Origin of the sequence: Micromonospora sp. NBC_01739, assembly GCF_035920385.1 — a bacterium.
Classification (GTDB): Bacteria; Actinomycetota; Actinomycetes; order Mycobacteriales; family Micromonosporaceae; genus Micromonospora.
This window is the reverse complement of the sequence record NZ_CP109151.1, coordinates 5,355,716-5,374,157: the sequence shown is the minus strand read 5'-3', so window position 1 is coordinate 5,374,157 and position 18,442 is coordinate 5,355,716. Positions and strand designations below refer to the sequence as shown.

Here is an 18,442-nt window from a genome sequence, read left to right as displayed (position 1 = left end):
CGTGAGCGTGGCACCCGGCTGGTACGTCGACCCCGCCGACCCGCAAACCCGCAGATACTGGGACGGCGAGGGCTGGATCGGCGCGCCCATCCCGGTCGATGCCACCCCACCCGAGGGCCCGCCCCCGCCCGAGCCCGAACCGACACCGGAACCCGAGCCGGTGACGTCGACCACCCCGCCCGGCACACCGGCCACCCCGCCCGGCACACCGGTCGGCGGCCCACCTCCGGGATATCCCCCACCCGCTGGCTGGCAGCAGGCGCCACCGATCGGTGACCCTCGGCACGGGCCACCCCCCGGCTGGCCGTACCCGACCTGGCCCGGACGCCCCCCGGAGCCCCGGCCGCACGGTATGCCGCTGGCCTCCTTCGGTGCCCGCCTGGGTGCCCGGCTCATCGACTTCGGCATCGTGTTCCTGCTCAACGTGCTGGTCAACGGCTGGTTCGTGGCACGTCTGCTGGACGAGATCTCGGCACCGCTCAACGAGTTCGGGCGACGGCTGCAGAACCCGGAACGCAACACCGAACCCCTGCCGCAGGCGGGCGACCAGACCGGCTCGTTGATCGTGGTGATCCTGTTGATCGCCACGATGCTCTGGCTGGCGTACGAGGTGCCGTCGATGGCGGCCAGCGGGCAGAGCTTCGGCAAGCGGCTGGTGGGCATCCGGGCGGTACCGGTCGAGGCGGACGCCCCGCTGGGCTTCGCCCGCGCGCTGCGGCGGTGGAACACCCTGGGTCTGCCCACCCTGCTCTGGTACTGCTGCGGGCTCGGTCTGCTGCTCCAGTTGTTCGACGCCCTCTCCCCACTCTTCGACCACCCACTGCGGCAGGCGCTGCACGACAAGCGGGCGCAGACCGTGGTGGTCAAGGTTCCCCGTACCCCCGCTGATCGCACCAACCCACCCGGAGATGCCTCATGACCGACACCGGACGCCAGCCGACAGTGCGGCTGACCCGCGCCGACCTGGACGCGCTGCCCAACTACGTGCCCGGCCGCAGCCCGGCCGACCTGGCTCGGGAGCTTGGTCTGCCGGAGGCGATCAAGCTGGCCAGCAACGAGGTGCCGTACGGCCCGCTGCCCGGAGTGGTGGAGGCGGTCGCCGAGGCCGCCGCCGGGGTGCACCGCTACCCGGACATGGGAGTGGTGGCGCTGCGTCAGACCCTGGCCGACCGGTACGGGGTGGACCCCGACCGGATCGCCACCGGCTGCGGTTCGGTGGCGCTGGCCGAGCACCTGGTACGGGCCACCTGCCTGCCCGGTGACGAGCTGATCTACGCCTGGCGGTCCTTCGAGGCGTACCCCATCATCGCGGCGACCAGCGGCGCGACCAGCGTGAAGGTGCCCAACGACGCCGGGCACGGGCACGACCTGGCGGCGATGGCCGCGGCGGTGACCGACCAGACCCGCATGATCCTGGTCTGCAACCCCAACAACCCGACCGGCACCGCCCTGGGTCGGGCGGAGCTGGATCGCTTCCTGGACGCCGTGCCGGACGACGTGCTGGTGGTCATCGACGAGGCGTACCGGGAGTTCGTCACCGACCCGGAGGTGCCCGACGGGCTGGACTACGCCGACCGGCCCAACGTGGCCGTGCTGCGCACCCTGTCCAAGGCCTGGGGGCTGGCCGGTCTGCGGATCGGTTTCCTGGTCGCCCAGCCGCAGGTGGCGGCGGCGGTACGCAAGGTCGTCACCCCCTTCTCCAGCAGCATGGCGGCCCAGGCCGGAGCGCTGGCCGCCCTGGCTCAGGCCGACGAGATGCAGCGGCGGTGCGCCCTGGTGGTGGCCGAGCGGGAGCGGGTCACCGAGGCGCTGCGCAAGCTGATCCCGGAGGTGCCGGCCAGCCAGGCGAACTTCGTCTGGCTGCCGCTGGGCGAGCGGGCGCTGGAGTTCGGCAAGGCGTGCGAGGCCCGGGGCGTGATCGTCCGGCCCTTCCCGGGCGACGGGGTCCGGGTCACCATCGGCACCCCGGCCGAGAACGACGCCTTCCTGGCCGCCGCCGAGTCGGCGCTGGCCTGACAGAAATTCGGCCCCAACTCACCGGGGCGTGGAGCTGAGCCGGGCCGGTCCGCCATCCCCCTGCGGACCGGCCCGGAAGCCCATGAAAGACAGCTTACGCGGCTTTTGTCCGATTTACCGCTGATTCGGGCTAGGTCGCCGCCAGGATCAACGGCTCAGAGGTGAAGTAGTAGCCGTGATCGTCGGCCTCCGGGTCGACCGGGGACCGCAGCCGCTCCACCGCCAGGTATCCGTCGACCGCGTACGCCCGGCCCGGCACCCATCCGGTGCCGTCGGCGCCCACATTCAGCACGAACCGGGACAGCTGACGGCCGGTGGCCGGCTCCAGGGTGACCAGCTCATTCTCCTCGGTCACCAGATGCACCCGGCCGGGCTGGACCGCGATCAACCGCCCCGGCCCCACCGGGGTCCGCCAGAGTTCGGTGCCGTCGCGGACCGCCCGGCCCACCACCACACCCTCCGCCAGGGTCACGGCCATCCGGTCGAGCAGTTCTACCTCCGTGCCGTCCAGCGCCGCAGCGGCCACCGGCTCCCCGGAGCCGAGCAGCCAGCCCCGGGCCGCCCCGTCACCCGGACCGGCGGTACGCAACCCGGCGCAGCCGGTCGGAAGGCAGCCGATCAGGTTCGCGGTCAGCTCCTCGCCGGCCTCCGGGGGACGCCACCGGGCGGCCACCACCCCGGTCCCCGCATCCCGGAACTCGACCACGGTCGGTCCGGCGCAGCGGTCCAGGCTGAGCAGTTGGCCGCTGGTGCTGCCGCCGATCGGTTCCCGGCAACCACGCCCCACCTCGGCCCGCCACAGTTGGCCCCCGTCGGCCAGGTCCACGGCCCGCACCTCGCCCGCCCCGGAGCTGACCACCGCCTCCCGGCCCTCGGCCGTCCTGATCACGGAGAGACCCGGCGGCTGCCAGACGACCTCGCTCCCGGTGCGTCGGGTGCTGCGCTTGCCCTCCGGTTCCGGCCCCTGCGCGCGCCAGGCGACCCCCCCGGTACGCGCGTCCAGGGCCACCAGGTCACCGTCGGACCATCGGCTGACCACGGTAGTGCCGCTGGCCACCACCGCGTCCAGGGTCGCCGGCCAACGCCGGTACGACCAGTAGGGGGTGCTGCGGTGCCGCCCGTCGGCCGGCTGATCGGCATAGACCTGACGCTCGGCCGCGTACACCCGCAGTCGACCGTCGACGATCAACGGGGCGACCGGCAGCCGACCCACCACCCGCGGTTCCGGACGGCTCAGGGCGGGATAGTCGACCCGGGCCGGGGTGCTGACCTCGGCCGGGGCCAGGACCCGGTATCCCACGAGCGCCAGCGTCCCGGCCACCCCGGTCGCCGCCACCGCGGCCACGATCCGCCGCCGACTGCTCGTCCACCCCATGCCGTACCTCCCCGCCCGGCACCCTACCCACCGGTCGGAACGACCCCGGAGCTGCGGTCAGGCCCCGCTGCGGGGTGGTCGGCGCGAGAAGATCACGCGGTGCGGGCCCCGGGGCAGGGCTGCCGCCCCGGAGACCCTGGGGTCCTCAGCGGGCCAGGTCGCCCTCGCGGACCGCACCGACGAAGGCGCGCCAGACCCGGGTGCTGACCACCAGCAACGGCCCGCCCTGGTCCTTGGAGTCGCGTACCCCCACCACGCCGTGGCGGGCCAGGTTGTCGGCCACCTCCACACAGAGGCCCTGGTCATTGGAGCGGCTGCTGGTCCGCCACACCGCACCCACGAGATCGTGCATCGTCGTCATCTCCCTCGGCTTCGACATGCCGCCCGCTACCCGGCCGACCGGGTTCCGGTCGGCCGGGTGCCGCGTGGCGACGAATTCCGAGGCGATCAACGAGACGGGCCCCCGACCTTGATCGCACAGCCGGTGCGACAAGGGGCTGGCTGTCGGGATGAAGTCAGCCGGCTGCCGCGATCGTGCCGGTGACCTCGGCCAGGGTGATGGTGGTGCCCTCCGGGCCGGGGGCGGTGGCGGTGATGGTCACGGTGTCCCCGTCCAGCAGGAAGGTGCGCTCCTCTCCCCCGACGGTCACCGGCTCGGCCCCGCCCCAGGTCAGCTCCAGGAACGAGCCGACCTGGTCCCGCCGATCACCGGAGACGGTGCCGGAGGCGTAGAGGTCACCGGTACGCAGGGAGGCGCCGTTGACGGTCAGGTGGGCCAACTGCTGGGCCGGAGTCCAGTACATCTGGGCGAACGGCGGCCGGCTGACCTGCTCGCCGTTCCAGTGCACGGTCATCCGCAGGTCCAGTCCTAGATGCGGCTCGTCGCGCAGGTAGTCCAGGACCGCAGGATCCTGCGGCGGGGCGGCGACCTGGGCGTGCCCCAGCGCTTCCAGGGGGGTCACCCAGGCGGCGATGGAGGTGGCGAAGGACTTGCCCAGGAAGGGGCCCAGGGGCTGGTACTCCCACGCCTGGATGTCCCGGGCCGACCAGTCGTTGACCAGCACCACCCCGAAGACGTGCTCGGCGAAGTCGGCCGCAGCCACCCGGGAGCCGAGCGGACTGGGTACCCCGACCACGAACCCGACCTCGGCCTCGATGTCCAGCCGGGCGGACGGGCCGAAGACCGGCCCCTCCTTGCTCGGCCGCTGACCCTGCGGGCGTACCACCGGGGTGCCGGAGACCACGACGGTGCCGGCGCGGCCGTGGTAGCCGATCGGCAGGTGCTTCCAGTTGGGCAGCAGGGCCGGCTGGCCGGGCCGGAAGATCTGCCCGACGTTGGAGGCGTGCTGCTCGGAGGAGTAGAAGTCCACATAGTCGGCGACCTCGATGGGCAGCTCCATCCGCACCTGGTCCAGCGGCACCAGCAGCGGCTCCACGGCCTGGCGGTGGGCCGGGTCGGTGAGCAGTTCGGTGATCCGCTGGCGGACCGCGGTCCACTGTGGGCGGCCCAGCGCCAGGAAGGTGTTCAGGGTGGGCTGGCCCAGCGCCCCACCGGCCAGCACCAGGCCGGCCTCCTCTGCGGCGGTCAGGTCCAGCACCAGGTCGGCGATGCGTACGCCGATGCGCGGCTGCCCCTCGCCGACCCGGAACACCCCGTACGGCAGGTGGTGGATCCCGAAGCCGGACTCCTGCGCCCCGGGCACCCAGCTCTGTTGCGCGGTCATGCCTGATATCCCCCGTTCACCAGCCCCAGCCGGATCAGATCGGTAAGTGGTTCCACGATGCTGCACGAGCCGAAGCCCACCCACAGCGGACGCCCCAGGTCGTGCCGGCCGTCGAGCTGCTGCACCAGGGGTCGCTCGTCGCGGACGGTGAGCAGTTCGGTCACCGCCTCCACCCCGGCGCCCTCGGTGGCGGCCAGGGTCGCGGCGAGCACGTTGGCGAAGCCGTGGTGGGTGATGCCGGTTTCCTGGTCGAGGTGGCGCACCGCGTGGTGCAGCCCGGCGGTCAGCTTGAACGGCACCTCCCGGTCCCGACAGGCGCAGATGACCGCGGCCAGCTCGGCCGGGCTCGGGAACAGCTCGGCGGCCAGCCCTCCGGTACGGAACTTGGCCGCCACCGGCAGGCCACGGGATCTCGCTTCGGCCAGGGTGTCCAGGGCGGACATCAGCCCGAAGGTCAACGGGATCTCCGCGAAAGCGGCCACGCCGTCCAACCGCTCGGTAAGCGTGATCAGCTCGCCCAGACCGGGCTGCGGGTCCTCGCCGCGCTTGGCGACCGGCGCCTCCAGTTGTCGGACGGTCACCCCGAGCGGAGGCGGGAACGACAGCGCAAAGGGCAGCCGGTCGAGGCCGGTGTCGCCGATCAGCCCGATCACGAAGCCCTCGGCCGGGTCGATCAGACCGTCCAGCTCGCCCGCCACCACCTTCGACGCGGGCAGCAGCAGCGGGCCGACGAGGTCGGCGTACCAGGCGGAGCGATGGCCTCGGTGGGCGGTCACGGCGTCGGGCAGCGCGGCGCTGCCCGGCGGGAAGACGGCGGCATCGTCGACCAGACCGGCGACGAGTGCGGGCAGCTGCGTTGACACGAGACAAGAATGTACGGGACGCTACAAGGAGCGGACAACAGCGTCCGATAATCGGACGCACCAAGCTGGTGACCGGGAGGCGACATGCCGTACTACCGCAGCGTCGGCGAACTGCCACGCAAACGCCACACCCAGTTCCGGCAGCCCGACGGCAGCCTCTACACCGAGGAGCTGATGGGCCAGGAGGGCTTTTCCTCCGACTCCTCCCTGCTCTACCACCGGTACGCCCCCACCGCGATCGTCGCCGCGGAGGAGTTCACCCCGCCCGCCGTGACCCGGGTGCCCAACCTGCCGCTCAAGCCCCGGCACCTGCGCACCCACAAACTCGACGGCGCCGGGGCCGACCCGATCCTGGGCCGGCGTTACCTGCTCGCCAACGACGACGTACGAATCGCCTACGTGCTGGCCGACCAGCCCTCCCCGCTGTTCCGTGACGCCACCGGCGACCACTGCCTGTACGTCGAGTCGGGCAACCTGCGGGTCGAGTCGACCTTCGGCGTACTGGACGCGGTGGCCGGGGACTATGTGGTCATCCCCACCTCGACGGTGCACCGACTGGTGCCCACCGGCGACACCCCCACCCGGCTACTGGCCGTCGAGGCCTCCGGGCACATCGGCCCACCCAAGCGCTACCTGTCCGTACGCGGCCAGTTCCTGGAGCACTCCCCGTACTGCGAGCGGGACGTCCGGGGGCCGGACGCGCCGCTGCTGGTCGAGGAGACCGACGTGGAGGTGCTGGTCCGCCACCGTCGTGGCTGGACCCGTCACGTCTACGCCAACCACCCCTTCGACGTGGTCGGCTGGGACGGTCACCTGTACCCGTGGGCCTTCTCCATCCACGACTTCGAGCCGATCACCGGCCGGATCCACCAGCCGCCACCGGTGCACCAGACCTTCCAGGGCCCGAACTTCGTGATCTGCTCGTTCGTGCCCCGCAAGGTCGACTACCACCCGGACGCCATCCCGGTGCCGTACCACCACCACAATGTCGACTCCGACGAGATGCTCTTCTACACCGGCGGCAACTACGAGGCGCGGCGCGGTTCCGGCATCGAACAGGGTTCGATCTCCCTGCACCCCTCCGGCTTCACCCACGGCCCCCAGCCCGGGGCGGCGGAACGCTCGATCGGGGTCGACTTCTTCGACGAGTTGGCCGTCATGGTCGACACCTTCCGCCCGCTGGACCTGTGCGACGCGGCAGCGGACTGCGAGGACGACGCGTACGCCTGGACCTGGTCCCGCCGCTGACCGGAGGGCCCCTTGTCAACCCTCTGAAGCCCCGCTGCCCGCCCCGGTAGCGGGGCTTCAGGCGACCGGGCGGGTGACGATCGCCAACTGGGCGACCGTGGCGATGCCGATGGCCAACACCAGCGGCCAGGGCGTACCGATCAGGGCGTAGAGCAGGATCAACGCGGGGCCAGCCGGGGCCGCGTACACGGCCAGGGCCAACGGACGGTCGGTTCGCCGCAGGACGGGCAACACGGTCCGGGTCAGACCGGGCAACCGGGAGGTGTGCCGCCGGATCACGATCGCCCCACCGATGGCGGCCAGCAGAGCCATGAGCCGGGAGAACCCGGAACCGGTGCCGGCCGAGCAGGCGATCACCAGGGCGGCGACGATCGACCAGCCGGTCCCCCAGAGCACCAACTGCCGCAGCGCCGCCGGTACCGGGCGACGCGCGGCGAACGGACCCGTGTCGGCCCGTCCGGCCGCCACCGGGCCACCCGACCTGGTCGGCTCCTCCGTCGACCAGCCCGGCTGCCCGCCCGGGCCGGTGGGCGGGAGCGCCTGGTCGTCGGGGTTGCCCGGATCACCCGGAGTCTGCTCCGGGCGGGGACCCTCGGCCGGGCGGGGTTCGGTCGGCGGCAGGATCGGCACGGCCGCCTCGGCCAGCCGCTCCAGGGTGGTGGTCCACCGGCGCTGCTCCAACCGCAGTACCCCGACCTCCTCGCCCACCTCGGCCAGCCTCGGGTCCAGCCGCAACGCCTCCCGGTAGGCCCGCTCGGCCAGATCGAACATCCGCATGTTCGCCGCCACCAGACCGAGCACCAGATGCCCCTGCGGCTCCTGCGGTGCCAACTCCACGGCGTGCCAGGCGGCGTTCAACGCCGGCTGGCCGTTGCGGGAGCCGGCCAGGATCGCCGCCCCGCTGCGTTGGGCGTACGCGTCCTGCGGGCCCAGGGCCAGGATCTCGTCGGCGGTACGCGCGGCCTCGCCGTACCGTTCCAGATCACCGAGGGCCAGACCACGCAGCACCAGCGGGGGGATCTGTCCGGGGGCTGCGGCGACGGCGGACTCGGCGGCGGCCAGCGCCTCAAGGGGCCGTTCGGCGGCCAGGTGCACCCGGGCGAGCATGGCCAGGGTCGGCGGGTGTGCGGGATCCAGGGCCAGCGCGAAACCGAGTTCGTCGACGGCCTCGTCGTAGCGGCCCAGCTCGGCGAGGAGGGTGGCGCGTTGCAGGTAGCCGTCGGCGGTGGGCGGGTCGGCGGGAACGTCGGCGGACATCGCGCGAGCCTAGGCGGTCGGTTGGGCGTACACCAAGGCCACCGCGATGCCGGCGAGTCCCTCGCCACGGCCGGTGAAGCCCAGCCCGTCGGTGGTGGCCGCGGAGAGGGTGACCGGGGCGCCCACCGCCTCCGACAGCACCCGCTCGGCCTCCTGCCGACGGGGGCCGATCTTGGGTCGTACCCCCACGACCTGCACGGACACGTTGCCGATGGTGAAGCCGGCGGCGCGGACCCGGCGGGCGGACTCGACCAGCAGACGTACTCCGCTGGCCCCGGCCCACTCCGGCTGGTCCACCCCGAAGTTGGCGCCGAGATCGCCCAGCCCGGCGGCGGAGAGCAGGGCGTTGCAGGCGGCGTGCGCGACCACATCGGCGTCGGAGTGCCCGGCCAGACCGTCCTGGTCCGGCCAGTGCAGGCCGGCCACCCAACAGGGTCGGCCGGCGGCGAAGGCGTGCACGTCCGTGCCGATGGCCACCCTAGGAACGATCATGATTCGAGGGTACGCGTCAGAGCCCGGTAGCCAGCAGGTGCTCGGCCAGGGCCAGGTCGAAGGGTCGAGTGATCTTCAGAGCGAGGTCCGACCCGGGAACGCAGAACACCGGCACCCCCTGCTTCTCCACCAGCCCGGCGTCATCCGTCAACGCGTCACCGGCGGCGGCGTGGGCGGCGGTCAGCACGGAGCGGCGGAAGCCCTGGGGGGTCTGCACCGCCCGCAGGGCCCGACGGTCGACCGTGCCGAGTACCAGTTCCCCCGGGTCGACCTCCTTGATCGTGTCGACCACCGGCAGGACCGGGATCACCGCCTCGTGCCCCGAGCGCACCGCAGCGGCCACCGACTCCACCAGGGCGGGCGGGATCAGCGCCCGGGCCGCGTCGTGCACCAGGATGATGTCCGGTCCGGCCGGTACGGCGGCCAGGGCGGCGGCCACGGACTCCTGCCGTTCGGCCCCGCCGGGCACCACCGTCACCGGGGCGATCGGGGCCAGCAGGTCACCCACGGCCGCGACCTCCGCGATCGGGGCGGCCACCACGATGGTGTGCACCGAGGAAGCGGCTGCCAGTCGGCGGACCGCGTGCACCAGCAGCGGCTCCCCGGCCAGCAGCCGCAGTGCCTTGGGTCGGCCCGGGCCGAGGCGTACCCCGGCACCGGCCGCAGGCACGAGGACCGCGACGTCACCGCGCGGATTCAGCTGCGCGGTCACGTCGCGGTCCTCGATGGTTTCTTCGCTACGAAGTGGGTACGACGATGCTGTGCGGACTAGGCCTCGGTCAGCACCTTGTCGAGCAGCGTCTCCGCCTCGTCCTTGGTGCTCTTCTCGGCCAACGCCACCTCGCCGACGAGAATGTCGCGGGCCTTGGCGAGCATGCGCTTCTCACCTGCGGAAAGGCCCCGCTCCCGCTCCCGGCGCCACAGGTCGCGGACGACCTCGGCCACCTTCAGCGGGTTGCCGGAGGCCAGCTTCTCCAGATTCGCCTTGTAACGTCGCGACCAGTTGGTCGGCTCCTCGGTGTGCGGAGCCCGGAGAACGTCGAAGACCTTGCCAAGACCCTCTTCGCCGACCACCTCGCGCACACCCACGATCTCGGCGTTCTCGGCAGGCACCCGGACCGTCAGGTCACCCTGCGCGACCCTCAGGACGAGGTACTGCTTGGGCTCGCCCTTGATGACCCGAGTCTCGATTGCCTCGATGAGTGCGGCCCCGTGGTGGGGGTAAACAACGGTCTCGCCGACACTGAAAACCATAGGTTCGAAACCCCTTTCGCTGTGTCTAGGGTAACACGCTCAGGCACCGATGTCTCACCGCTGTCCTGACCGTTGGCGCAGCTCAGGGGCCGTGTGAGAGGTATTTCTTCGGCTTGACAGATGACCGAGTCGATGATTCAAACACGCTCTGTAATCTGGAGATGACCCCCCGACATGGACGACGAAAACGCCGTGATCACCAGCGCAGCCGTCAATGATCGACCAAGTAATGATCAATTTTCGGTGGACCAATACCCCCATGCCACGATTAGGCCCACGTCAAAGATCAAGTAACTCGGTGATCAAGATCCCGAGCCACGAGATCCCTGACCGAGGTCTCGGAGATCGAGTGCCAGGAGATCAAGGGCTACGCATCCACCCCATGATATCTCGCCGTACCCGAGTGTGGGCAGCGGTAGCGAGACCGGGCCCAGTGCGGGACGCTGGAGAGGCCACTGTCCGCGCACCCGTGAGCACCAGGGGGTCGTCATGGGCAAGCCTGACGCCGATGGTCCCGGGCTGCCCGACCTCCCGCCGGAGTGGGGCCGGGTGGTCGTACCGGATGATGCCTCCGCCTTGGCCGAGGAGGCCGAACAGCTCCGCCGCGAGCTGCGGATGGCCAACCGCCCCCGCCGGTGGCCACCCTCCGCCCTACCGGTGGTGCTGCTGCTGGTGGCGGTGATCGCCGCGGTCGCCGGGCTGGTGACCGTCACCTGGCCGCGGGCCGGGCGGGGCACTCCCGAGCCGGCCGCGGCCGGGCCGGACCCCGCGCCCGCGCAGTTCATCGGCCGGGCCCTGCCCGCCTTGGATCTCGTCGACGCCGGGCAGTCGCCGGTGCCGCTGCGCGGGCTGTTGCCGGCGCTGGTGCTGCTGGTGGACGGGTGTGCCTGCCCGCACCGGGTCATCGAGGCGGTCGCGGCGGCCCCGGTCGGGGTCACCGTGGTCACGGTCGGCGCGCAGAGCCCACCAGCGGCACCGGCCGGCACCCAGGTACGCGCTCTCGGTGACCCGGCCGGCGGATTGCGGGCCTTCCTGCACCTGCCGGCCCGCCCTGACACGGTGACCGCCCTGCTGGCCGACCGCACCGGCCGGATCGCCCTGGTGGTCAGCGAGGTCGGCTCGGTCACCGACTACCAGCATGAACTGGCCACCCTGGCGGGCTGAGCCGTACCCCTCAGGAGGGGTCGATCAGGCGGGCCAACAGCATCAGCGAGGCCGCACCGGCGGTGGAGAAGGAGACCGTCACCGGGGCGCCGGTGCCGGTCATCTCCGTGGTGATCACCGTGCCGTCGCAGCCCACCGTCAGGGGGTCGGCCGCCCGGGCGCCGATGACGGTGACCAGCAGTTCACCCGGACCGGTGCAGCTGAAGATCAGCAGATTTCGCTCGCCGCGGGTCAGCCGGGCCTCCCGGACCAGGGCGCTGCCCGCGCTGAGCGACGCGCGATCGGTCCACACCACCGCCCCACGGCCCCCCTCCCGGGCCATCCCACGATCCCCCGAGCTCTCGGTGGCGTACCCCACCACCCGCCCGGTACGCGGGTCCACCATCACCCTGCTGCCGGCCGGTGCCATGTCGTAGCGCGCGGAGGCGGCCGACTCCTGCCAGTCAGCGGCCAGCGGGGGAGCCGTCGAGGCCTCGGACCCCGCCGGGGCTTCCCCCCGCCACCACCAGCCGCCGGCAACCAGCGCGATGACCCCCACCCCGGTGAGCAGGGCCCCCCGCAGGCGATAGAGGGAATCGACGTCCACCCCTGAAGGGTAGCCCTCGGAGCGCCTCAGGCGTGCTGCTCCAACAGCGCCGCGTAAAGGGTCAATCCGGGTCCGAAGGCCAGCATCACCACCCGACGCGGCGACGGGGCGGACCGCAACAGCCGGTCGAGAATCAGCAGCACCGTGGGGGACGAGCAGTTGCCGTTCTCCGCCAGGGTCTGCCGGGAAGCGGCCAAGGCGGTCGGGGCCAGGGCCAGCTCCCGCTCCACCACGGTCAGGATCCGGGGCCCACCCGGATGCACCGCCCAGCCGTCCACCTCGGACAGGGTGGAGCCGTGCCCGGCCAACAGCTCATCCACCAAGCCCCGGACATGGGTCGACAGCACCTGCGGCACCTTGGGGGACAGCCCCATCCGGAACCCGGTGTCGGTCACGTCCCAGGTCATGTGGTCGGCGGTGGAGGAGTCGGTGACCGAGGTGACCGCGCGCACGGCGTACCCCCGGCCCCCGGGCACCAGCACCGCGGCGACGGCCGCGTCCGAGAAGAGGGCGTGCGAGACGATCTGCTGGGTGTCCACCCGGGCCGACGACGGTTGCAGGTGCAGGCTGGTCAGTTCGGTGCAGAGCAGCAGCGCCGGCCGCCCCCGGGCGGTCACGAAGTCACTCGCCGCTCCCAGCCCGGGCAGCGCCGCGTAGCAGCCCATATGGCCGACGAACATCCGCTGGGTCGACGGGGCCATGCCCAGATCCCGGGCCAGCAGGATGTCCAACCCCGGGGTGGCGTACCCGGTGCAGGAACAGACGACGAACAGCCCGATGTCACCGGCGGCCAGCCCCGCCGAGGTCAGCGCCCTACCCACCGCCTCCTTGCCCAGCGGCAACGCCTCCACCTGGTAGCGGCGCATCCGCCGCTCGGTCGGCCAGTCGGAGACATCCTCGATCAGGGGGTTGACGGCGGCTTGGCGCCGCTCCACCCCGGAGTTCGCGAAGATCCGCTGGGCCAGGGCACGGGTGGTGCCGGAGTAGTGCCGGGAGAAGAACCGCTCCCACAACTCGTCCTGGTGGGCCGAGGGCGGCGAAGCCGTGCCCAGGCCCGCGATCACCGGTACCGACACGGCTGCTCCCTCCCCCTGCTCCGGACGACTTCCACCCTCACCAACGAGGGGCCGATCCCGCACGGTCCGGGTCACCGCCGAGAGCGGCGACCCCCAGCCAGTCCGCGCAGACGTCCGAGGTGGCCGGATGCAGCGATCCGCACCGGGCATCCCGGTAGAGCCGCTCCAGAGGATGGCCACGTCGGGTGGCGGAGGTACCGGCCGCCTCCAGCATGGCGGCGGCCACCTCGGCGGCGGTCGTACCGGCCAGCAGCTTGGCCCGCCACACCCACCGGTTGGTCTCGGCGTCACCGGGCGCCTCGTCGACCCGCCGGGCCGCCTCGGCCACCGTCAACTGGGCTGCCGCCACGGCGGCGTCCGCCCGGCCCAGGCGGGCGCGTACCGCCGGCAGGCCGGCCAGGTCCCGGGCGTTCAGGTGTTCGGCCGCCGCCTCCACCGCGGCCCGGGCCACCCCTGCATAGACGGCGGCGTAGCTGGCCACCAGCCAGTGCGGCATGAGCTGGGCCACCACCAGGGCCAGCCCCTCCACCCCGCCGAGCAGCCGGTCGGTCGGGACGGTCACGTCCAGGTGCAGGTCGTGTGAGGCGGTGGCCCGCATGCCCAGGGAGTCCCAGGTCGGCTCGACGGTGATGCCCTCGCCCGCCGGGACCAGGAACTGGGAGACCAGTGAGGGGTCGGTGGCGCTGCGGGCGGCCACCAGGTAGCCGTCGGCGTGCCCGGCGCCGGAGCAGAAGGTCTTGCTGCCCTTGATCCGCCAGCCGCCCTCGACCGCCTCGTACACCGTGCTGAGCTGCGACAGCCGGGCCCCGGCCCCGCGTTCGCTCATCGCCACGGCGTACCAGGCCCCCTCGGCCGCCGCCCGCAGCAGCCGGTTCCGGGCGGCAAGTGCCTCCTGCGGTACGCCGAGAGCCTCGGCCAGTTCCTCGGTCACCGCCCCCAGGGCCCCGGTGACGGAGGCGTGCATGTTGAACACCAGGGCGGTGGCCCCGTTGCCCCGGGCCAGCTCGGTGGCGACGGCCGCGTACTGGGCGAAGGTGGCACCGGAGCCCCCCAGAGCCTCGGGCACCATCAGCCCGAACAGTCCGGCCGAACGCAGATCGGCGAAGTCCTCGGCCGGGAAGGAGCCCTCCCGGTCGTGTCCGGCGGCCCTGGCCGCCAACCGGGGTGCCAACCTCCGGGCCTCGGCCACCCCGTCACCCATGCCGGCGCTCCACACCGGGTCGACGATCCATCCGCTGACGCACCTTCATGGCACCCTCCTCGACCATCGTCATACCCCCGTGGAGTTCCGCTACCCGTCGCGTACCCCGCGTCCCTGGTAGAGCACGGCCGTCGAGCCGGTCGGCACGATGCGCGGGGCCTGCCCGGGTGCGGTGGCCCGGCCGCGCGCCCGGCGGACCAGCCAGCGCAGCAGGCCGGGCACCCCCGGCCGGACACCGTGGACCCGCAGGTCCACTCCGTGCCGGGCACACTCGGCCACCAGTTCACGATCGTCCACGAACAACCGTGGGTCGTGGATGCCACGCGGCACGGTGGGCAGCCGCTCGGCGATCCGGACGGCGACCAGCCGGCTCAGGGGGGTGTCGTTGAGGGTGTCCACCACCAGCAGGCCGCCGGGGCGCAGCAGCCGGCAGGCCTGGGCTACCGTCACCCGCCAGTCCGGGACATGTTCCAGCAGCTCACCGGCGGTGACCACATCGGCGCAGCCGTCGGCCAGGGGCACCGCCATGGCGTCACCGTTGACCACGGTCACGCCGTGGTCGGCCGCCTGGCTCAGGGCCGAACGGGTCAGGTCCACCCCGATGTGCCGGTAGCCCTTGCCGACCAGATGCGGAGCCATCAGGCCGGCGCCGCAACCCAGGTCGACCAGGATGGCTCCGGGACGGGTGGCCGGTGGCACCAGCATCGCCCGGGCCTCGGCCAGCCAGTGCAGCATGGCGAAGACGCCGTCCGGCCGCCACCACTCGTCGGCCAGCTCGTCGTACTGACGTGGATCGTTGCGGGGCAGGCTCAAGCCGGCATCACGCATGTCACCGAGCGTGGCACGACTCGCGGGTAACGACCAGACTTCCGTTATGTCGTCGACGGTGTTAGGGCTGGTCAGGGCGAGCCATCCGGAACCTACGGCGGCAGTCACCACAGTGGCCGCCCTGCTCGCCGCCGGCACCGGTCATCCACCCGGGGGCATCGCCACGGTGGCGCTGACCGTGGCGGCCAGTCAGTTCGCGGTCGGCTGGACCAACGACCTGGTCGACGCCGACCGGGACGCCCTGGTCGGGCGGACCGACAAACCCGTGGCGACCGGGCTGGTCAGCCGCCGCCTGGTGGGGGTGGCCGCGGCGGTGGCCGCCGTCACCACGGTGGCCCTGGCCCTGACCACCACACCGGTGGCCGCCGGATGGGCGACCGTCGGGCTGGTCTCGGCCCTGCTCTACGACTGGCCGCTGAAGTTCACCGCCATCTCGGTGCTGCCGTACGCGATCTCCTTCGGTAGCCTGCCCGCCTTCGTGGTGCTGGCCCGACCCGAGGCACCGGCCCCGCCGGTCTGGTTGGTCGCCGCCGCCGCCCTGCTGGGGGCGGGGGCACACTTCGCCAACGTGCTGCCGGACTTCGCGGACGACGCCCGCACCGGGGTACGCGGGCTGCCGCACCGGCTGGGTCCGGCGGGCAGCCGGTGGGCCGCCGTCGGCCTGCTGACGGCGGCCACCGGCACCCTGGTGTTCGGGCCCCCCGGGCCCCCCTCGGGAGTGGGCCTGGCGGCGATCGTCGCCGCCGTGATGATCACCATTTCCGCCGGGTACGCCGGCCGCGCCGCCCAACGCGCCGGCACCCGTCCGGTGGCCGCTTTCCGGGCGATGATGCTGGTGGCCCTGCTCGACGTCGTACTGCTGGTCACCAGCGGTCGGCTGGTCTGAAACCTCACCCGGGCAGGTGGCTGCCCCGGGTCGGCGTGCGTGCCACGATCAGCTCCAACTACCCTGGAGCGCGGTCTGCGCGGGCATGGCCAGCGGGTCCGGCGGCGTAGCCGGGTGTGATCGTGACGAGGAGGACCGACGTGACGCGCTCGATCAGGGGTTCCCGGCGAGCTGCCGTACTGCTGCCCGGGATCGCGGCGGCAGCGGCGCTGCTGCTGTCCGGGTGCGGCGCCGGCCAGATCTCCGAGACGGCCAACAAGGTGCCGTCGGTGCAGGGCATCAACCTCAAGAGCACCGAGGGCAAGTACGGCGTGCTGGGCGTACTGGTCGACTACCCCGGTGTCGAGGGCTACCGCCCCGGCGACAACGCGGTGCTGAACGCGGTCTTCTACAACGACACCCACGAGCCGATCACCGTGACGGTGACCTCGCCGGACGCCCGCGAGGTGGTGCTCACCACGGTCCGCGCGGCGACCAGCCCGACCCCGACCGGCAGCCCCTCGCCGACCGGCTCCCCCTCCCCGTCGAGCTCCCCGTCCCCGGACGACTCCGCCTCCCCGGACGACTCGCCGTCGCCGGAGCCGACCTCGTCGCCGACCAACCAGCCGGCCCGCATCGAGATCCCGCCGCTGAGCTACGTGCAGCTGAACACCGAGGGTGACCGGGTGCTCCAGCTGATCGGGCTGAACGTGGCCGCGCTCGCCGGTCAGAACATCACCCTCAACTTCGACTTCGGTGGTGGCGACCAGATCACCAGCCCGGCACCGGTGGCCGTGCCGCTCACCCCGCCGCCGCCGCCCTCGCCGATCATCGAGCGGCACACCGAGTACGAGGGTGAAGGCGGCCACTAGAAAGCCCCGGGGCGGTAGCCAATCCGCCCGATCGTGCGGCGCCGTCGGCGTGGTGACCCCATGCCGGCGGCGCCGTCGTCATACCCGGGGGTTAGCGTCGCTGGGGTGAGCATCTCCCGATCGACTCCGGCCCGAGGCGGCACCGGTGGGCGCGGCAAGGCCTCCGCCCGTGAGCCCCGACCCGCGTACGAGTGCGACGCCTGTGGCCACCAGCCACCGAAGTGGGTGGGGCGCTGCCCGGAATGCGGCGAATGGGGTTCGGTGGTCGAGTGCACCGTCACCGGTCCCACGGTCTCCGGGCGGGTGGTCAGCTCCCGGATGCCCGCCGAGCCGGCCCGACCGATCGCCACCATCAGCGCGGCACCGGCCCGGGCCCGACCCACCGGGGTCAGCGAGCTGGACCGGGTGCTCGGTGGCGGGCTGGTGCCGGGGGCGGTGGTGCTGCTCGCCGGTGAGCCCGGGGTCGGCAAGTCCACCCTGCTGCTCGACGTGGCCCAGCAGTGGGCGGCCGGTGCGGGCAGCCCCTCGCTGGTGGTCAGCGGCGAGGAGTCCGTCAGTCAGGTGCGGCTGCGCGCCGAGCGGATGGGCACCCTGCACGAGCAGCTCTACCTGGCCGCCGAGAGTGACCTGGCCGCGGTGCTGGGTCACCTCGACGCGGTCAAGCCCGGCCTGCTGGTGCTCGACTCCGTGCAGACCATCTCCACCACCGGCACCGAGGGGGTGCCCGGCGGGGTGACCCAGGTCCGGGCGGTCACCGCCGCGCTGGTCTCGGTCGCCAAGGAGCGCGGCATCGCCACCGTGCTGGTCGGCCACGTCACCAAGGACGGCCAGGTGGCCGGCCCTCGGGTGCTGGAGCATCTGGTCGACGTGGTGCTGCACTTCGAGGGCGACAAGCACTCCTCGCTGCGGATGGTGCGCGGGGTGAAGAACCGCTTCGGTGCCGCCGACGAGGTCGGGTGCTTCGAGATGCACGAGGGTGGCATCAGCAGCCTCGCCGACCCCTCCGGGCTGTTCCTCACCCGCTACGCCGAGCCGGTGCCGGGCACCTGCGTGACCGTGGCGATGGAGGGACGGCGGGCCCTGGTCACCGAGGTGCAGGCGCTGATCGGGGCCACCGTTGCCGGCTCCCCCCGGCGTACGGTCTCCGGACTGGACTCGGCCCGTCTGGCGATGGTGCTGGCGGTGCTCCAGCGCCGCACCGAGCGGCTGACCCTGCACGACCGGGAGGTCTTCGCGGCCACCGTCGGAGGCATCCGGGTGGTGGAACCGGCCGCGGACCTGGCGGTCGCGTTGGCGGTCGCCTCCGGGGGCCTGAACCTGGCGATCGCACCCCACCTGGTGGCGATCGGCGAGGTCGGCCTGACCGGGGAGGTACGCCGGGTCGGTGCGGTGCCCCGCCGGCTGACCGAGGCGGCCCGGCTCGGCTTCCGGCTGGCCCTGGTGCCCCCCGGATGCGGGCCGAGCAGCACCGGCGCCGGGCCGGAACAGATGCGGGTGATCGAGGTCGACAACGTCCGTTCAGCCCTTCAGGCTGCGGCTCGGGCCTCGGCGGAATGAATGCCACGTTCCCGGGCGATCCGCCCGGCAGGGACCGGACAGGCGGATCATGACACATCACAGT

19 protein-coding genes are annotated in these 18,442 nt (G+C 72.6%); 7 read left to right on the top strand and 12 right to left on the bottom strand.

What is annotated here, in order from left to right; all coding sequences use genetic code 11:
- Nucleotide 1 precedes the first annotated feature (1 nt).
- Nucleotides 2-919 (top strand): RDD family protein, encoded by a 918-nt coding sequence (locus OIE53_RS24350; RefSeq protein WP_327023807.1) that lies wholly within the window; start codon nt 2-4, stop codon nt 917-919.
- On the top strand, nt 916-2,016 hold the full coding sequence (hisC, locus tag OIE53_RS24345) for a histidinol-phosphate transaminase (RefSeq protein ID WP_327023806.1): 1,101 nt from the start codon (nt 916-918) through the stop codon (nt 2,014-2,016). Before OIE53_RS24350 ends, hisC begins: the two co-directional genes overlap by 4 nt.
- Before the next feature lie 130 nt (nt 2,017-2,146).
- Here hisC and OIE53_RS24340 read toward each other — a convergent pair whose 3' ends face one another.
- The 4 genes from OIE53_RS24340 to OIE53_RS24325 all read right to left on the bottom strand — a co-directional run bounded on the left by OIE53_RS24340 (nt 2,147) and on the right by OIE53_RS24325 (nt 5,978).
- Nucleotides 2,147-3,391, bottom strand: coding sequence for an outer membrane protein assembly factor BamB family protein (locus OIE53_RS24340; RefSeq protein WP_327023805.1), 1,245 nt, complete (start codon nt 3,389-3,391; stop codon nt 2,147-2,149).
- Between the two features lie 145 nt (nt 3,392-3,536).
- Nucleotides 3,537-3,743, bottom strand: coding sequence for a DUF397 domain-containing protein (locus OIE53_RS24335; protein WP_327023804.1), 207 nt, complete (start codon nt 3,741-3,743; stop codon nt 3,537-3,539).
- Between the two features lie 163 nt (nt 3,744-3,906).
- Complete coding sequence (gene fahA / locus OIE53_RS24330; protein WP_327023803.1) at nt 3,907-5,115, bottom strand: fumarylacetoacetase; 1,209 nt, start codon at nt 5,113-5,115, stop codon at nt 3,907-3,909.
- A complete protein-coding gene (locus OIE53_RS24325) occupies nt 5,112-5,978 on the bottom strand; it encodes a hypothetical protein (protein WP_327023802.1) in 867 nt (288 codons plus the stop codon). The genes fahA and OIE53_RS24325 overlap by 4 nt, the downstream gene beginning before the upstream one ends.
- Nucleotides 5,979-6,062: 84 nt before the next feature.
- On the opposite strand from OIE53_RS24325, the gene OIE53_RS24320 reads away from it, so the two are divergent.
- A complete protein-coding gene (locus OIE53_RS24320; RefSeq protein WP_327023801.1) occupies nt 6,063-7,226 on the top strand; it encodes a homogentisate 1,2-dioxygenase in 1,164 nt (387 codons plus the stop codon).
- A gap of 57 nt (nt 7,227-7,283) precedes the next feature.
- Here OIE53_RS24320 and OIE53_RS24315 read toward each other — a convergent pair whose 3' ends face one another.
- From OIE53_RS24315 to OIE53_RS24300, 4 genes are read right to left on the bottom strand one after another with little or no spacing between them, the layout of a single operon-like run.
- A complete protein-coding gene (locus OIE53_RS24315; protein ID WP_327023800.1) occupies nt 7,284-8,483 on the bottom strand; it encodes a tetratricopeptide repeat protein in 1,200 nt (399 codons plus the stop codon).
- 9 nt (nt 8,484-8,492) lie between these two features.
- Nucleotides 8,493-8,978 (bottom strand): 2-C-methyl-D-erythritol 2,4-cyclodiphosphate synthase, encoded by a 486-nt coding sequence (gene ispF / locus OIE53_RS24310; RefSeq protein WP_327027388.1) that lies wholly within the window; start codon nt 8,976-8,978, stop codon nt 8,493-8,495.
- Between the two features lie 13 nt (nt 8,979-8,991).
- Nucleotides 8,992-9,687, bottom strand: a complete 696-nt coding sequence (ispD, locus tag OIE53_RS24305; protein WP_327023799.1) for a 2-C-methyl-D-erythritol 4-phosphate cytidylyltransferase — start codon at nt 9,685-9,687, stop codon at nt 8,992-8,994.
- A gap of 56 nt (nt 9,688-9,743) precedes the next feature.
- The gene (locus OIE53_RS24300) at nt 9,744-10,229 is read right to left on the bottom strand and encodes a CarD family transcriptional regulator (protein WP_007073334.1); all 486 of its coding nucleotides are present in this window, start codon (nt 10,227-10,229) and stop codon (nt 9,744-9,746) included.
- A 489-nt stretch (nt 10,230-10,718) separates the two neighbouring features.
- On the opposite strand from OIE53_RS24300, the gene OIE53_RS24295 reads away from it, so the two are divergent.
- Nucleotides 10,719-11,393, top strand: a complete 675-nt coding sequence (locus OIE53_RS24295) for a hypothetical protein (RefSeq protein WP_327023798.1) — start codon at nt 10,719-10,721, stop codon at nt 11,391-11,393.
- 10 nt (nt 11,394-11,403) lie between these two features.
- Here the strand turns inward: OIE53_RS24295 and OIE53_RS24290 are convergent, their stop codons facing one another.
- The 4 genes from OIE53_RS24290 to OIE53_RS24275 all read right to left on the bottom strand — a co-directional run bounded on the left by OIE53_RS24290 (nt 11,404) and on the right by OIE53_RS24275 (nt 15,084).
- The gene (locus tag OIE53_RS24290; RefSeq protein ID WP_327023797.1) at nt 11,404-11,979 is read right to left on the bottom strand and encodes a hypothetical protein; all 576 of its coding nucleotides are present in this window, start codon (nt 11,977-11,979) and stop codon (nt 11,404-11,406) included.
- Nucleotides 11,980-12,005: 26 nt separating this feature from the next.
- Nucleotides 12,006-13,055 carry a type III polyketide synthase gene (locus tag OIE53_RS24285; RefSeq protein ID WP_327023795.1) on the bottom strand — a complete coding sequence of 350 codons (1,050 nt, stop codon included), beginning with the start codon at nt 13,053-13,055 and terminating at the stop codon, nt 12,006-12,008.
- 37 nt (nt 13,056-13,092) lie between these two features.
- Complete coding sequence (locus OIE53_RS24280) at nt 13,093-14,256, bottom strand: acyl-CoA dehydrogenase family protein (protein ID WP_327023794.1); 1,164 nt, start codon at nt 14,254-14,256, stop codon at nt 13,093-13,095.
- A 90-nt stretch (nt 14,257-14,346) separates the two neighbouring features.
- Complete coding sequence (locus tag OIE53_RS24275; protein WP_327023793.1) at nt 14,347-15,084, bottom strand: methyltransferase domain-containing protein; 738 nt, start codon at nt 15,082-15,084, stop codon at nt 14,347-14,349.
- Between the two features lie 46 nt (nt 15,085-15,130).
- Between OIE53_RS24275 and OIE53_RS24270 the strand changes: the two genes are divergently transcribed.
- The 3 genes from OIE53_RS24270 to radA all read left to right on the top strand — a co-directional run bounded on the left by OIE53_RS24270 (nt 15,131) and on the right by radA (nt 18,378).
- Complete coding sequence (locus OIE53_RS24270) at nt 15,131-15,970, top strand: UbiA family prenyltransferase (RefSeq protein ID WP_393340328.1); 840 nt, start codon at nt 15,131-15,133, stop codon at nt 15,968-15,970.
- 140 nt (nt 15,971-16,110) lie between these two features.
- Entirely contained in the window at nt 16,111-16,821 is a 711-nt protein-coding gene (locus OIE53_RS24265) for a hypothetical protein (RefSeq protein WP_327023791.1), read from the top strand.
- Between the two features lie 105 nt (nt 16,822-16,926).
- Nucleotides 16,927-18,378 (top strand): DNA repair protein RadA, encoded by a 1,452-nt coding sequence (gene radA, locus OIE53_RS24260; RefSeq protein WP_327023790.1) that lies wholly within the window; start codon nt 16,927-16,929, stop codon nt 18,376-18,378.
- The last annotated feature ends 64 nt before the right edge of the window (nt 18,379-18,442 follow it).